Origin of the sequence: Methylobacterium sp. 88A, from assembly GCF_000376345.1 — a bacterium.
Classification (GTDB): Bacteria; Pseudomonadota; Alphaproteobacteria; order Rhizobiales; family Beijerinckiaceae; genus Methylobacterium; species Methylobacterium bullatum.
In genome coordinates this window covers 3,941,911-3,957,249 of sequence record NZ_AQVT01000001.1, presented here as the reverse complement: position 1 = coordinate 3,957,249, position 15,339 = coordinate 3,941,911, and the positions used below count along the sequence as shown (strand labels likewise).

Genomic DNA, 15,339 nt, shown 5'->3' with positions numbered 1-15,339 from the left:
ATTACCCGGCAGCCCTGCTGGCGGCGCTCTTGCTTGCAGGGTATGGCATCGCCACGATCGCGGGGCCGGATTGCCGGGGCCGCTGGGCCCAAGATCGGCCCGTTTCAACCGGCGCTGACAAACCCGGGAGTAGCCCTTTGGCCACCATCATCCCCGTCGCCTCCTTCGATTGCGTCGTGTTCGGCGCCACCGGCGATCTGACCACCCGCAAGCTGCTGCCGGCCCTGTATTACCGTTACAAGGACGGGCAGATTCCCGGCACCAGCCGCATCATCGGCGCGTCCCGCTCCGAGATGAGCGTCGAGGCGTTCCGCGAGCGGGCGCGCGACGCGCTCAAGCGCTTCGTCCCGGCCCGCGACCTCGACGAGGACAAGCTTGCCGCCTTCCTCGACCATCTCGACTACGTGGCGGTGGACGGGGCCGGCGACGACGGCTGGGAGGATCTCGCCGCCAAGCTCGCCGAACGGCCGGACCAGGTGCGGCCCTATTATCTCGCCACCTCGCCGGATCTCTACGGCTCGATCTGCCGCAACCTCTCGGTCCACGGGCTCATCGGCGAGAAGTCGCGGGTGGTGCTGGAAAAGCCCATCGGCAAGGATCTGAAATCGGCCCGCGCCATCAACGACGCGGTCGGCGAGGTCTTCCCCGAGGAGCAGATCTTCCGCATCGACCATTACCTCGGCAAGGAGACGGTGCAGAACCTGCTTGCCCTGCGCTTTGCCAACACCATCTTCGAGCGCCTGTGGACGGCGGACGTGATCGACCACGTCCAGATCACGGTGGGCGAGACGGTGGGGGTCGAGGGCCGTGCCGGTTACTACGACACGTCGGGGGCGCTCCGCGACATGGTGCAGAACCATCTGCTCCAGCTCCTCTGCCTGATGGCGATGGAAAGCCCGCTCACCCTCGACGCCAATTCGGTGCGGGACGAGAAGCTGAAGGTGCTGCGTGCGCTGAAGCCTATCACGCCCCACGACGTCCAGGCCGTCACCGTGCGCGGCCAGTACGCGGCCGGCGCCGTGGACGGCAAACCGGTTCAGGGCTACCGCGCCGATCTCGGCGGCGAGACGGAGAGCCGCACGGAGACCTTCGTCGCCCTCAAGCTCGAAGTTCAGTCCTGGCGCTGGGCCGGGGTGCCCTTCTACATCCGCACCGGGAAACGCCTGCCCCAGAAGCTCTCCGAGATCGTGGTGCAGTTCCGCGCCTCTCCCTTCTCGATCTTCCCGGCCGAATCCTTCGGGCGCGAGCCCAACCGCCTCGTCATCCGACTCCAGCCGGAGGAGGGGATCAAGCTCGAAGTGATGACCAAGGACCCGGGACCGGGCGGCATGCGCCTGCGGCCGACCAACCTCGACATCTCCTTCGAGGAGACGTTCAAGCAGCGCTATCCCGATGCCTACGAGCGCTTGCTGATGGACGTGGTGCGCGGCAACGCCACCCTGTTCATGCGCCGCGACGAGGTGGAGGTGGCCTGGGCCTGGGCCGATTCGCTGCTGAAGGCCTGGGCGGACCGGCCCGAGCCGCCCCGCGCCTATCCGGCCGGAAGCTGGGGCCCAACCGCCGCCATCGCCCTGATCGAGCGGGACGGACGGACCTGGCACGAGGAAATGCACTGATCGGCGGGGGGCGTCGTCTCAGGTGCTAAGTTATTTGTAAGACCGGAATAAAAACAACTAATCGGGCGCTCCCTCGACAGGCCGATGCCCGACGCCTAAACCTCGGGAGAGTATCCACCCTCCAACGACAAGACCTACGCCCCCATGGAAAAGCTGGACTCGGCGGTCGGGATCAATCGCCGCTACCTCCACGACGAAGTCGTGGACCGGATGCGGGATCTCATCCAGTCGGGGGAACTCGAGCCACGGGCGCGGGTGAACGAGAGCGAGCTCACCGAGCGGTTCGGCATCTCGCGCACGCCTCTGCGCGAGGCGATCAAGATCCTCGCCACGGAAGGGCTGCTCGAACTGCTGCCCAACCGCGGGGCGCGGGTGGCCAGCCTGTCCCAGGTCGAGATCGAGGAAATGATCGAGGTCATCGCCGGCCTCGAGGCGACCGCGGCCGATCTCGCCTGCCGCACCATCGGCGACGAGGAGGTCGCGGAGATCGAGCGGGCTCACCACGCCATGGTGAAGGCCTGGAAGGACGGTGAGGAGGCCACGTATTTCCGGCTCAATCGCACGATCCACGACGCGATCATGGCCGCGAGCCGCAATTCTGTGCTGGGCAGCATCTACGCCAGCCTGTCGGGCCGCATCCAGCGCTCGCGCTATGCCGTTCACCAGACCGCCGAGCAATGGAGCCGTGCCGTCTCCGAGCACGAACGGATGATCGAACTCCTCCACGCCCGGAACGGTCCTGCGCTGGCGACGCTCATGCGCGACCATATCCGCTCCAAGACCCCGGTCATCGCCGAGAATTTCGGCGCGGGGACCTGAAGGGCCGACCCGACGACGGGATTCGGCCTCAGGACCCCGATAGGGTGCGGGACGTCGACGGGCGGGTCCGTCTCAGGCCGCGCGGATCGTGGCCAGGAAGCGCCCCACTTCCGCGTTGAGATGCTCCGATTCCCGGGAGAGTTCGGAGGCGGAGGCCAGTACCTGAGAGGCTGCGGCGCCCGTCTCCTCGGCGGCGCCCGCCACGCCCGCGATGTTGGTCGTCACCTCCCCGGTCCCCTCGGCGGCCTGGTTGATGTTGCGCACGATCTCCTGGGTCGCCGCCCCCTGCTCCTCCACTGCCGCCGCGATCGACGTGGCGACGGAACTGATCTCGCGGATGCGGGCGGTGATCGTTTCGATCGCCGTGACGGCTTGGCCGGTGGAGCCCTGGATCCGGCCGATCTGGCTGCCGATCTCGTCCGTGGCCCGCGCGGTCTGGTTGGCGAGTTCCTTCACCTCGGCCGCCACGACGGCAAAGCCCCGGCCCGCCTCACCGGCACGGGCCGCCTCGATGGTGGCGTTAAGGGCGAGGAGGTTGGTCTGGCCAGCGATGGTGGCGATCATCGCGACGACGTCGCCGATCTTCGCCGCGGCGTCGCTCAGATCCCTCATCTGCGCGCCCGTCCGCGTCGCATCCTCCACCGCCTGGTGCGCCAGGTTGGTGGAGCCGTCCACCTGACGGCCGATCTCCATGACGGACGAACCGAGTTCCTCCGCCGCTGCCGCCACCATGGTGACGTTGGTGCCCGCCTGTTCGGCCGCCGCCGCTACGGCGACGGATTGGTGCGCCGTCTCCGTGGCGGTGCCGGACATGCCCTGGGAGGTCGAACGCAATTGCGTCGCCGCCGCCGAGACCCGGGTCAGGATACCGCCCACCGCATTCTCGAAACCGTCGGCCAAGGCCAGGGCGGCGGACCTGCGCTGGGCTTCCGCCCCGGCACGGGCCAGGGCGGACTCACTCTCCAGGGCACGGGTACGGACCAAATTGTCCCGGAAGGTGTCGAGGGTCGCGGCCATGGCGCCGATCTCGTCCCGCCGTCCGGTGCCGGGGATGGTGACCTCGGTATCGCCGGAGGCCAGACGGCGCATGGCGGCCGTCACCCGCTCGATGGGACGCGACACCCCGAAGAAGGCGAAGGCCATGGCGGCCAGCGCCATGACGACGGCCGCGACCAGCATGATCTGCGTGGTGTAGACCGCCTGCGCCTGTTCCTCGCGCGCGGCCGCGCTGGCTGCCGCTCCGGCCCGGCCGTTGAATTCGACGAGCCTGCGTCCGGCCGCGGTCGCGGCGAGGTACTCGGCGTTCATCGGACCACGAAAACGCTCGGTGATCGCCGCGCGCTGGGAGGGATCGATCTTGCTCAGGCCATTCCAGCCGTCGAGCATGATCTGCCACTTCGCACCGAACTCATCGAACAGCGCCTGCTCCTCGGGCGAACCGATGAGGGGACGATAGGCGTTCCTGTTCTTCTCGACGCTCTGGATCATCTCGCCGGCATTCTTGACGCTCAGGGCACGCTCGGCCTCGTCCTCCGCCATCAGGTAGCGGAACTGCCAGAGGCGGGTGCGCATCACCAGCGCATTCAGGGCATGGGCCGCATCGACCGAAGGTAGCGCATTCGAGGCCAGCAACTCGATCCGGCCACCGATGGCGTCGAGCTTCCGCAGTGCAACCACGCCCTGCACGGTGGTAATGATGGCGAGCGCGGTGAACAGGCCGATGAGCGTCGTCTTGATGGAGAGGCGCATGAAACGATCCGGGGAACGAGCGAATTTATGCAAAATCGCCGTAACCATGATGGCTAATTCCTAACGAAAGTTTGGTCTCCGCCCGAAAGCTTGCCGGCGATATCTCACTCTTGTCGGCCGGCCGGTTTCACGCCGCGTCGCTGATCGAGCGCAGGTTGGCGACGAGATCGGAGAACCTGTCCCCTTGGACGATGACATGGGCGCGCAGCCGGTCCGACGCCGCGATTTCGTCGCCGGCGACGATGGCGGCGACGATGGCCTCGTGTTCGGCCAGGGATTGCCCCAGCCGGTGACGCGCTCTCAGCTGCATCCGCCGGAACGGGGTCAGGCGCCGGTGGAGAAGCCGCGCCTGCTCGCACAGGAAGTCGTTGCGGCAGGCGCGGTAGATCACCGTGTGGAAGACGTAATTCTCCTGGTAGTAGGCCTCGGGGTCCTCGTCGGCCGCCGCCGCCGCGCAGGCGGCGAGCGCTTGTTTCAGGGCGGTCTCGTCGGCCGCGATCAGCCGGCGGGCGGCGAGCCGGCCGCACGAGGCCTCGATCTCGGCCATCGTCTCGAACATCGCGACGAGCAATTCCGGATCGGGCGCGCTGACGATGGCGCCCCGGCGCGGCTTGATCTCCACGAGGCCGGTCATCGCCAGCTGCAGCAACGCCTCGCGGATCGGCGTGCGCGAGACGCCGAAGCGCTCGGCCAGCTCGGTCTCGTCGAGGCGGGAGCCGATGGCCAGCCGACCATCCACGATCTCCGTCTCGATCGTCTGCCTGAGGCTGAGCGATCGGGTCATGGCGTTCCCGTCCTATAGGTCATGAAATTCGTTGCGATCCATTATTCAATGTCGTTGACAAAATATACAAGACATAGTTCGTTGGTATATCGAATGCGCGTTGCAGTATAAATGTTGCGCCGCAAAACAGCGAGACCACAAAGGTCCGCCCGGGAGAGACGCCATGACGTTGACACGCCGCGCCCTCGTCGCATCCGGCCTCGCCGCCCCCGCTATCCTGTCGATGGGGCTGAAGGCCAAGGCGGCGACGACCCTGAAAATCTCGCACCAGTTCCCCGGCGGGACCATCGACGAGGGCGACTTCCGCGACCGCATGTGCCGCAAGTTCGCCGCTCTCCTGGCCGAGCGCTCGAAGGGCGCGCTGGAGGTGCAGGTCTATCCCGGCTCGTCGCTGATGAAGACGAACGCCCAGTTCGGCGCCATGCGCAAGGGCGCCCTCGATATGAGCCTCTACCCGTCGCCCTATGCGGGCGGCGAGGTGGCGGAGATGAATATCGGCCTGATGCCGGCGCTCGTGAGTTCCTACGAGCAGGCCGTCGCCTGGAAGGCGGCGCCGGTCGGCCGGAAGATCACCGAGATCCTCGATTCGAAGGGCATCCTCCTCGTCTCCTGGGTCTGGCAATCGGGCGGCGTCGCCAGCCGCGAGCGTCCCCTCTATGCGCCGGCGGACGCCAAGGGCCTCAAGGTCCGTGGCGGCTCGCGCGAGATGGACCTGATGATGAAGCAGGCGGGTGCTGCCACCCTGTCGATTCCGTCGAGCGAATCCTACGCCGCCATGCAGACCGGCGCCTGCGATGCGGTGATCACCTCGTCCACCAGCCTGATCTCGTTCCGCCTGGAGGAATTGTCGAAGTCCCTGACGTCCGGCCGCGAGCGCTCCTACTGGTTCATGCTCGAGCCGATCATGATGTCGAAGATTGCCTTCGAGCGCCTGCCCAAGGACCAGCAGGATCTCATCATGGCGATCGGCGCCGAACTCGAACCCTTCGGCCAGGCCGGCGCCAAGGCGGACGACACAAAGGTCGAGGAGATCTTCACCAAGGCCGGAGCCAAGGTCCAGAACCTCGACGAGAAGACGCTGGGCCAGTGGCGCGACATCGCCCGTGAGACCGCCTGGAAGGACTTCGCGGGCAAGTCGGCCAGCTGCGCCGAGCTCCTCAAGCTGGCGGAGCAGGTGTCGTGAGCCACGCCTTCGACGCGGCCTCGGCCGCTTCAGAGACCGCCGCGGCCGCGCCCGAGCCCCGGATCCCCGGGATTCTCGGGCATCTCGACAGGGGGATGAAGGCCATCAACCGGGTGATCATGCTGCTCGGCGGCATCGCCCTGGTCTGCGCCTGCCTCGTGCTCAGCTACAGCGTGGTCGTGCGCTACGCTTTGCACGAGCCCACCGATTGGCAGGACGAGATGGCGGTGTTCCTCATCGTGGGGGCCACCTTCTTCTCCGCCGCCGCCGTGCAGGCCAAGCGTGGCCACGTGGCGATCGAGGCCCTGAGCGGCCTGCTCTCGCCCCGCGTGAACCGGGCCCGCCTGCTGATGGCCGACATCATCAGCATCGTGTTCGTCACCTTCTTCGCCTGGAAGAGCTGGACGCTGCTGCACGAGGCCTGGGTCGACGGGCAGGTCTCGCAATCCTCCTGGGGGCCGCCCCTGTGGATTCCCTACGCGCTCATGGCGATCGGCATGAGCTTCCTCGGCCTGCAATTCCTGCTGCAGATCGTCGAGGCGCTCACCTACGGCCCGCGCGCGGCGGGCTGGGCCAACCCGAAGGTCGGCCTCGGTGCCGATCTCAACAAGACTCCTCTGAAGACGGGCAACCACCCATGAGCGTCGCGGCCATCGGCTTCCTCTATGCGGGCGCGACGCTCAGCGCGATGCTCGCCGGTATCCCCATCGCCTTCGCCCTGGGCTTCGTCGCCCTGGCCTTCATGTTCTTCTTCATGCCCGGCGCCTCCCTCGATACGGTGGCGCAGAACGTCTACGAGGAAATGGCCTCCATCACCCTGCTGTCGATCCCGCTCTTCATCCTGAAGGGCGCGGCCATCGGCCGGTCCAAGGCGGGGCAGGATCTCTACTCGGCCATGCATGCCTGGATGCACAAGATCCCGGGCGGCCTCGGCATCGCCAACGTCTTCGCCTGTGCGCTATTCGCCGCCATGGCGGGATCTTCGCCCGCCACCTGCTCGGCCATCGGCTCGGCGGGCATTCCGGAGATGAGGAAGCGCGGCTACTCGCCGGGCTTCGCCGCCGGCATCATCGCGGCGGGCGGAACCCTCGGCATCCTGCTGCCGCCCTCCATCACCATGATCCTCTACGCGGTCGCCGCCGAGCAGTCGCTGGGCCGTCTGTTCCTCGCTGGCATCGGGCCGGGCCTGCTGCTGGTCGGTCTGTTCGCCGCTTGGTCGGTCTATCGCTTCCGCTCGGAATACGCCGCCGCGAAAGACGCCTACGAGCGCCACGGCACCGCCTCGGCGATCCTGGCCGAGGACACCTACAGCATGCGCCAGCGCTTCTCGACGCTGCCGCGCGTGCTGCCCTTCGTGATCTTGCTGACCGGCGTGATGGTGGCACTCTATGGCGGCTACGCCACGCCCTCGGAGACGGCCGGCCTCGGCGGCCTTCTGGCGCTCGGCCTCATCGCGGTCATCTACGGCGTCTGGCGCCCGAAAGACGTGACCCCGATCCTCGCGGCGACCCTGCGGGAATCCACCATGCTGATGCTCATCATCGGCATGTCGCTGCTCTACGCCTACGTGATGAGCTACCTGCACATCTCCCAATCGGCGGCGGCCGCCATCGTGGCGATGCAGCTGTCCAAGTGGGTACTGCTGGTGACGATCCTCGGCCTCGTGATCCTGCTCGGCTTCTTCCTGCCGCCGGTCTCGATCATCCTGATGACGGCGCCGATCATCCTGCCACCGTTGAAGGCCGCCGGGTTCGACCTCGTCTGGTTCGGCGTGGTGATGACCATCACCATGGAGATGGGGCTCATCCACCCGCCGGTGGGCCTCAACATCTTCGTCATCAAGAACATCGCCCCCGACATCCCGCTGAAGGACATCATCTGGGGCACGCTGCCCTTCGTGATCCTGATGGCCGTGGCGATCCTGATCCTCTGCCTCGTCCCCGGCATCGCCATGTGGCTGCCGAACTGGCTCCTGCCTTCGACGCGGTGACGGAGACAACCACACGGCCCTCTTCCACACGGCCCCCTTCCCCTGCCCATCCCAGGGGAAGGGGGCCGTGCCGTACGCCAAGAGTTGAGGCGGCGAAACCGGCGTGCCGTCAGAGCCGCTCGGCCACAAAGGCCTCCGCCTCCGGCGAGGTCTCCGTCGATTCGGTGCGCAGCAGGCCGATGACCTCGGCGGCGTCCTTGGCCACGAGGTAGTTCAGCTCCAGCCCCTCGCGGATGAAGCCCTGGTCGCGCATGTGATCCAGGAGGGTCAGCAGCGGCGTCCAGAAATCGGCGATCGAGAGCAGCAGGATCGGCTTCTTGTGCTGGCCGAGCTGCGCCCAGGTGAGCTGCTCCACGAGTTCTTCCAGGGTCCCGATGCCACCGGGCAAGGCTACGAAGGCGTCGGACCGCTCGAACATCAGCCGCTTGCGGGTATGCATGTCGCCGACGACGATGGTCTCCTGGATGGCGTCCAGCATCCGCTCGCGCGATTTCAGGAAGTCCGGGATGATGCCGGTGACATGGCCGCCAGCATCGAGCACCGCCTGAGCCACCGTGCCCATCAGCCCCACATTGCCGCCGCCATAGACGAGGCCGAGCCCGGCTTCCGCCAGGGAGCGGCCAAGCGCCGCCGCGGCCTCGGCGAAGGCCGGGTCGCCCCCGAAGCCCGAGCCGCAATAGACGCAGACGTTTTTCACCGGGGCCATGCCGAGCCTCCCCCGATGAGGGGCAGGGAGGCGCCATCCAGGGGCCAAACTGCTGATTTCGTGAATGATCCCGCCTTTCGGGGGGAAGCGCGATTTGGTGTTGAGATCATGTCGGCTAGTATGTCGCCATCAATCGACGTTTTGTCGACAGCCAGAGTCGAAACCCGACGATGTTATCTGCCGCAAAGTCGAGGGATTTGAAGAGCGGGGGTGCCATGACGGCGCAGTGGCGGCGAGGCCTGATTCTCGCGGGCGGCGGCCTGCTGGCCGGATTCGCCCTGGTCGTCGTGCTGTTCGGCACCGGCGAGATGTTCAAGCTCGCGCAGGGCGACAAGCAGCCCGTCGCCGCGGCGACGTCGCCTCGGACGAAGGAGACCAGCACGCCCGAATCGCGGGCGGCGGAATCGCCCGCCGCTCCCGGCTCGCCGGTGACGCCTCCGGCGCGCCGCGATGAGGGGGCTTCGACGACGCCGGGAAAGTCGTCGGCGGGGGGCAGGGGCGCCACCGGGCAGACGGGCAACCCGCCCGCCGCGCAGGATCAGGCGCAGGCTCCGACCTTCGACATCATCCGCGTCGAGCCGACGGGCGAGACCGTGATCGCCGGTCGCGGAACCCCCAACACCACCGTCGAGATGCTGCGCGACAACCACCCGATTGCCCGTGCGCTCATCGACCCGTCCGGCCAGTTTGCCATCGTCCCGCCTGCGCTCCCCGCCGGTAGCAGCGAGATCACCCTGAGTTCGATCGGGGCCGACGGCCAGGGTCGGCAGGCGCGGGAGACCGTCATGGTGGTGGTCTCCGCCGACCGTACCACCAAGCCCCTCATCGCCCTGACGTCCCCCGACAAACCCACCGTCGTCCTGTCGCAGCCGGATCGTCCGGTGGATGCGGCCTCGGCCAAGGTGGCCGGCGGCGGTCCGAAGGGCGCCGGTGCGGACAAGTCCGGCGGCACGGCCAGGGCCCCGGGCGATCCAACTCAGGCGAATGGCGCGGTTGCCGCCAAGCCTGAAGCGGCCGGTCCCGACTCGTCCGGCGCGCCGAAGCCGGATGCCGTGCCGGTGAAGGTCGTCAGTGTCGATGCGGAGGAGGGCGGACGCCTCTTCGTCACCGGGCAGGCGCCGGCCGGTGCCACCGTCCGCCTCTACATCAACGACGCCCAGATCGCGCCCGGCAGCGTCGGCGCCGACGGGCGGGTCTCGTTCACGATCGGGCGCGGGGTCGCCCCCGGCGATTACCGGATCCGCATCGATCAGGTGGATCCCGTCTCGGGCAAGGTGAAGAACCGGTCCGAAGTCGCCTTCTCCATGCCGCATGCGGCAAAGCCCGTGGTCGGTCCGGTACAGGACGCGCCGCCGAACGCGGCGCCGCCGACTCTCGCGGCCAAGCCTTCGCCGAGTGCCGCGCCGGCGGCGAGGCCGCATAGCAAATCCTCGCCGGTTCTTGCCTCGTCCCTCGGTCGCCCGATCCAGGGCGCCCCTCAGGATGCCTCGCCGAGCGCGCCGGCCTCCGCCATGACGATGGGCCGGTCGCAGCCGAGCCCGACGACGGACGAAGCCGGCGCGAGAGCGGTGTCGGCCCTGGCGATCCAGCCCTCGTCCGCGCCTCAAAGCGTGTTCGTGCCGGAGATCAACACCGCCCGGATCACCCGCGGCGACAGTCTCTGGGAGATCAGCCGGCGCGTCTACGGCAAGGGAACCCGATACACGGTGATCTTCGATGCCAACCAGCCGCAGATCCGCAACCCCGACCTGATCTATCCCGGCCAGATCTTCGTCGTCCCGTCCGAGAGCGCGTCCACGCTGCCGCAGGACAAGCGACGCAGCTGAGCCGCGACCGCGCATCCTGCATCCCGGCCCTGCGCCGCCGGGCGACTGTCTGGAACGGTTCGAGGGACTATATCGGGGGCTGAATTCGACCGCTCCCGGTCCCGCTGCCCGAGTTTGCCTGAATGAGCACCGATCCCACCTCCGCGGCGGGCGGCGGCACGACGCCGCCCGAGCGCCCCGGCCTGTTCGCCACCTATCGGCGCCTGTGGCCCTATCTCTGGCCCCATACCCGGCCGGACCTGCAGCGGCGCGTCTTCCTGGCCTTCGGCCTCCTCCTCGTCGCCAAGTTCGTGACGATGCTGACGCCCTTCACCTTCAAATGGGCGACCGACGCCCTTGTGGCGGCGGTGGGGGACAAGGACGGACTCGGCGCGACGCTCCCCACCGGCCTGTTCGCGGCACCGATGCTGATGATCGGGCTCTACGGCCTGTCGCGGGTGATCATGGCCGTGCTGACCCAGGTGCGCGACGGACTCTTCGCCAAGGTGGCGATGCATGCGGTGCGCCGCCTCGCGCTCCAGACCTTCGAGCACATGCACCGGCTCTCCCTGCGCTTCCATCTGGAGCGCAAGACCGGCGGCCTCACCCGCGTGCTGGAGCGCGGGCGCGGCGGCATCGAGGAACTCTCTCGCCTGATGGTGCTGACACTGGTCCCCACCATCGTCGAGTTCCTCCTCGTCATCGGCGTCCTCGCCTACGAATTCGACTGGCTCTATTCGTTCGTCGTCTTCGTCATGGTGTCGGCCTACCTCGCCTTCACATGGAAGGCGACGCAATGGCGGATCGAGATCCGCCGGCGGATGAACAACTCGGATACCGACGCCAACACCAAGGCCGTCGATTCCCTGCTGAATTTCGAGACGGTGAAGTATTTCGGCGCCGAACGGCGCGAGGCCGAGCGCTACGACGGCTCCATGGCCAAATACGAGAAGGCCTCGACCCAGACCTACGTCTCGCTCGCCGTGCTCAATGCCGGCCAGGCCCTGATCTTCACCATCGGCATGACGGTGGTGATGTGGCTCGCCGCGCGGGACATCATGGCCGGCCGCACGACGCTCGGCGGGTTCGTCCTCGTCAACACGATGCTGGTGCAGCTCTCCATGCCGCTCAACTTCATGGGCATGATCTACCGCGAGATCAAACAGGCGCTCATCGACATCGACGACATGTTCCAGATCCTGCATCGCAACCCCGAGATCGCCGACAGGCCGGGCGCGAAACCCCTCGCCGTGTCGGACGGCGTGGTCCGGTTCGAAGATGTCCGCTTCGCCTACGACCCGGCACGACCGATCCTGCGCGGCGTCAGCTTCGAAGTGCCGGCCGGGCGGACCATCGCCATCGTCGGTCCCTCGGGGGCCGGCAAATCGACCCTGTCGCGGCTTCTGTTCCGGTTCTACGAGCCGCAATCCGGCCGCATCCTCATCGACGGGCAGGACATCGCCGCCGTCGAGCAGGGCAGCTTGCGGGCCGCCATCGGCATGGTCCCGCAGGACACGGTGCTCTTCAACGATACGATCGGTTACAACATCCGCTACGGTCAATGGGACGCGAGCGACGAGGCGGTCCGCGAGGCCGCTCGTCTCGCCCAGATCGACCGCTTCGTCTCCTCCCTGCCGGAGGGCTACGACACGCCGGTGGGCGAGCGCGGGCTGAAGCTGTCGGGCGGCGAGAAACAGCGCGTCGCCATCGCCCGCACCATTCTCAAGGGGCCGCCGATCCTGGTCCTCGACGAGGCGACCTCGGCCCTCGATTCCTTTACCGAGCGCGAGATCCAGGACGCGCTCGACAAGGTGAGCCGTGGCCGCACCACCCTCGTCATCGCCCACCGCCTGTCGACGGTGGTGAATGCGGACGAGATCATCGTCCTCGACCGGGGTGTGATCGTCGAGCGCGGCGACCATCAGAGCCTGCTCGATCTCGGCGGTGTCTATGCCTCCCTGTGGAGCCGTCAGCGCGAGGCCGACGAGGCCCGCGAGATTCTCAAGAGGGCGGAGGAGCGGCGGGCCGACGAGGAAGTGTCACTCTCCGATGTGCAGGCCAATCCTCAACCGATGAGGCCTGTCGTTCCGGAGCCGATGCCCGCCGAATAGGGCATCGGCAAGAGGCCCTCGGCAAGGGGACATGGCCATGCGCGATCATGGGTGGTCGTATCCACGATGCGATGACTGTTCAGGAGGGGGCGCGGTAAGAAACTCTATTGACCAGTATTTCATGCCGGCTTGTGCCGCTCATTAACTACCTGAGCCGAATGGTCTTGACCGGCATGGGCACCGCGATATTTTACGAGAAATATTACGTAAAAGGCGCGGCAACATGGTGCTTCCCGAAGATATCCGCGACACGCTCAAGAGCGTCGCGGCCCTGACCGAGGTGGTCGACAGTCTCGGAGAAGACGACAGCCTGTTCGACAGAGGCCTGGACTCGTTCGGTTCGGTCCAGCTGATGCTCGCGCTCGAAGAACGCTACAACATCGAGTTCCCCGACAACCTCCTCAACCGGCGCTCCTTCTCCACCATCCGCATCATCGTCGAGACGGTGAGCAAGCTGACCGTTTCGGCAGCCGCATGACCGACATCGCCATCCGCGCCAAGCGGGTCGCTTCTGTCGCTGCCCTCCATGCCGACGACGTCGACCGTCAGGCCCGCTTTCCCGCCGAGGCGGTGACGGCTCTCAAGGCGGAGCGCCTGATCGGGATGCAGATCCCCATGCAGTTCGGCGGCGAAAGCGCGAGCCTGTCGCAGATCGCCGAGGTCTGCTTCACCTTGTCCCAGGCCTGTTCCGCTGCGGCGATGGTCTTCGCCATGCACCAGATCAAGGTCGCGAGCCTCGTCTCGCACGGCCTCGACAGCGAGTGGCATTGCACCCTGATGGAAAGGGTGGCGCGCGATCAGCTCCTCTTCGCCTCGGCCACCACCGAGGGGGGCATCGGTGGCGACCTGCGTAACAGCCTCTGCGCGGTCGAGACGGCGGGCGACGTGTTCCATTTCGCCAAGGACGCCACCGTCATCTCCTATGGTGCCCATGCCGACGTGATCCTCGCCACCGGTCGCCGTCATCCGGAGGCGGCCTCGTCGGATCAGGTCCTCGTGGCCTTGATGAAGGAACAGATGTCCCTGGAGCGCACGAGCACCTGGGATACGCTCGGCATGCGCGGCACCTGCAGCGACGGGTTCAAGCTGGAAGCCCGCGACGTGCCGGTGGCGCAGATCCTGCCCAAGCCCTTTGCCGAGATCGCGGCGCAATCCATGCTCGCCTGGTCGCACCTGCTCTGGAGCAGCGTCTGGTTCGGCATCGCCAGCCATGCCCTCGACAGGGCCAGGGCCTATGTCCAGGGCGAAGCCCGGCGTCGGCCGGGCCAGGTTCCGCCCGGCGCCCTGCGTTTGGCCGAAGCCGCCAACGAACTCCAGGCCATGAAGGCGACGGTGATCGCCGCCCTCAAGCGCTACGAGGCGGCGCAGGGCGACGCCGACGAACTCGGCTCAATCGGGTTCGCCGTCATGCTCAACAACGTCAAGACGACGATCTCCGACAAGGCGGTCGACATCGTCCAGCGCGCGCTGGGGATCGTCGGGCTCTCCGGCTACAAGAACGGCACTCCGTTCAGCCTCGGCCGGCAACTCCGCGACGTGCTGTCGGCGCCGCTGATGATCAACAACGACCGCATCCTCGCCAACACCGCAAACCTCCTGCTCGTGCAGAAGGGCGGGGGCCAGCTCCTGAGCGCATGATGGACCAGCTTCCCGCCCGCGATCCCGTGTCCGGGCCGCGCTCCCTGCTGGACCGGCTCTTCGACCAGGGCCTCCTCGTTCGCACCGGCGTCGACGGGCTCTATGGGCGCAGCGGCGAGTTCGAGAGCGTGGTCGAGGCCGTGGACCGGATCGCCACCCGGCTCGGCGCCGGCGACGGGGCCGAATCCCTGCGCTTTCCGCCCGGCATGAGCCGGCCGGCCTTCGAGCGCAGCGGTTACCTCAAGGGGTTTCCGAACCTCGCCGGCACCATCCACTGCTTCTGCGGAAACGACGCCGATCACGCTCGGCTGCTGGCCTGCATCGAGGCCGGCACCGACTGGACCGGCGGCCAGGCCGCCAGCGAGATCGTGCTGACGCCCGCCGCCTGCTACCCGCTCTATCCGGTGGCCGCCGCGCGCGGGGCGCTGCCCGAAGGCGGGCTGCTGTTCGACCTGCAATCCTACTGCTTCCGCCACGAGCCCTCGCTGGAGCCGACGCGGATGCAGATGTTCCGCATGCGCGAATACGTGCGCATGGGCAGTCCCGATCAGGTTATCGCCTTCCGCGAGCTCTGGCTGGAGCGCGGCACCGCGATGATGCGCGAACTCGGCCTGCCGATCGCGGTGGACCCGGCCAGCGATCCGTTCTTCGGCCGCGCCGGGCGCATGCTCGCCAACAACCAGCGCGCCCAGGGGCTGAAATTCGAGCTGAACGTGCCGGTCAACAGCGAGGACAAGCCCACCGCCTGCCTCAGTTTCAACTACCACCAGGACCATTTCGGCACGATCTGGGATATCCGGCAGGCCGATGGCGAGGTGGCGCACACCGCCTGCGTCGGGTTCGGGCTGGAGAGGATCACCCTGGCCCTGCTCCGCCATCACGGGCTCGACATCGAGGCGTGGCCGGACGTCGTGCGCGACCGGCTCTGGGGCTAGAAG

At 67.4% G+C, this 15,339-nt stretch carries 13 protein-coding genes; 10 read left to right on the top strand and 3 right to left on the bottom strand.

What is annotated here, in order from left to right; genetic code table 11:
- Positions 1-137 precede the first annotated feature (137 nt).
- Both zwf and A3OM_RS0118930 read left to right on the top strand, forming a co-directional pair.
- Positions 138-1,616 carry a glucose-6-phosphate dehydrogenase gene (gene zwf / locus A3OM_RS0118935; RefSeq protein ID WP_018045353.1) on the top strand — a complete coding sequence of 493 codons (1,479 nt, stop codon included), beginning with the start codon at positions 138-140 and terminating at the stop codon, positions 1,614-1,616.
- 144 nt (positions 1,617-1,760) lie between these two features.
- On the top strand, positions 1,761-2,435 hold the full coding sequence (locus tag A3OM_RS0118930; RefSeq protein WP_018045352.1) for a GntR family transcriptional regulator: 675 nt from the start codon (positions 1,761-1,763) through the stop codon (positions 2,433-2,435).
- A gap of 72 nt (positions 2,436-2,507) precedes the next feature.
- Here the strand turns inward: A3OM_RS0118930 and A3OM_RS0118925 are convergent, their stop codons facing one another.
- Together A3OM_RS0118925 and A3OM_RS0118920 are read right to left on the bottom strand one after the other, a co-directional pair.
- Positions 2,508-4,184 (bottom strand): methyl-accepting chemotaxis protein, encoded by a 1,677-nt coding sequence (locus A3OM_RS0118925; protein WP_018045351.1) that lies wholly within the window; start codon positions 4,182-4,184, stop codon positions 2,508-2,510.
- A gap of 127 nt (positions 4,185-4,311) precedes the next feature.
- Positions 4,312-4,968 (bottom strand): GntR family transcriptional regulator, encoded by a 657-nt coding sequence (locus tag A3OM_RS0118920; protein ID WP_018045350.1) that lies wholly within the window; start codon positions 4,966-4,968, stop codon positions 4,312-4,314.
- A 163-nt stretch (positions 4,969-5,131) separates the two neighbouring features.
- On the opposite strand from A3OM_RS0118920, the gene dctP reads away from it, so the two are divergent.
- Genes dctP through A3OM_RS0118905 form a run of 3 tightly spaced genes read left to right on the top strand, consistent with a single transcriptional unit; the run spans position 5,132 to position 8,141 of the window.
- Positions 5,132-6,151: a TRAP transporter substrate-binding protein DctP gene (gene dctP / locus A3OM_RS0118915; protein ID WP_018045349.1), complete on the top strand. Its 1,020-nt coding sequence runs from the start codon at positions 5,132-5,134 to the stop codon at positions 6,149-6,151.
- On the top strand, positions 6,148-6,792 hold the full coding sequence (locus tag A3OM_RS0118910) for a TRAP transporter small permease (RefSeq protein WP_018045348.1): 645 nt from the start codon (positions 6,148-6,150) through the stop codon (positions 6,790-6,792). The genes dctP and A3OM_RS0118910 overlap by 4 nt, the downstream gene beginning before the upstream one ends.
- The gene (locus A3OM_RS0118905) at positions 6,789-8,141 is read left to right on the top strand and encodes a TRAP transporter large permease (RefSeq protein ID WP_018045347.1); all 1,353 of its coding nucleotides are present in this window, start codon (positions 6,789-6,791) and stop codon (positions 8,139-8,141) included. Before A3OM_RS0118910 ends, A3OM_RS0118905 begins: the two co-directional genes overlap by 4 nt.
- Before the next feature lie 109 nt (positions 8,142-8,250).
- On the opposite strand, the gene A3OM_RS0118900 is transcribed toward A3OM_RS0118905, so the two are convergent.
- Complete coding sequence (locus A3OM_RS0118900; protein ID WP_018045346.1) at positions 8,251-8,847, bottom strand: TIGR00730 family Rossman fold protein; 597 nt, start codon at positions 8,845-8,847, stop codon at positions 8,251-8,253.
- Between the two features lie 215 nt (positions 8,848-9,062).
- Here A3OM_RS0118900 and A3OM_RS0118895 point away from each other — a divergent pair, with 215 nt between their 5' ends.
- The 5 genes from A3OM_RS0118895 (at position 9,063) to A3OM_RS0118875 (ending at position 15,336) form a co-directional block, all read left to right on the top strand.
- Positions 9,063-10,673 (top strand): LysM peptidoglycan-binding domain-containing protein, encoded by a 1,611-nt coding sequence (locus A3OM_RS0118895; protein WP_018045345.1) that lies wholly within the window; start codon positions 9,063-9,065, stop codon positions 10,671-10,673.
- 122 nt (positions 10,674-10,795) lie between these two features.
- Entirely contained in the window at positions 10,796-12,763 is a 1,968-nt protein-coding gene (locus A3OM_RS0118890; RefSeq protein WP_018045344.1) for an ABC transporter ATP-binding protein/permease, read from the top strand.
- A 223-nt stretch (positions 12,764-12,986) separates the two neighbouring features.
- Complete coding sequence (locus A3OM_RS0118885) at positions 12,987-13,241, top strand: acyl carrier protein (protein ID WP_018045343.1); 255 nt, start codon at positions 12,987-12,989, stop codon at positions 13,239-13,241.
- Positions 13,238-14,401 (top strand): acyl-CoA dehydrogenase family protein, encoded by a 1,164-nt coding sequence (locus A3OM_RS0118880; RefSeq protein ID WP_018045342.1) that lies wholly within the window; start codon positions 13,238-13,240, stop codon positions 14,399-14,401. Before A3OM_RS0118885 ends, A3OM_RS0118880 begins: the two co-directional genes overlap by 4 nt.
- Positions 14,401-15,336 carry an amino acid--[acyl-carrier-protein] ligase gene (locus A3OM_RS0118875; protein WP_018045341.1) on the top strand — a complete coding sequence of 312 codons (936 nt, stop codon included), beginning with the start codon at positions 14,401-14,403 and terminating at the stop codon, positions 15,334-15,336. Before A3OM_RS0118880 ends, A3OM_RS0118875 begins: the two co-directional genes overlap by 1 nt.
- The last annotated feature ends 3 nt before the right edge of the window (positions 15,337-15,339 follow it).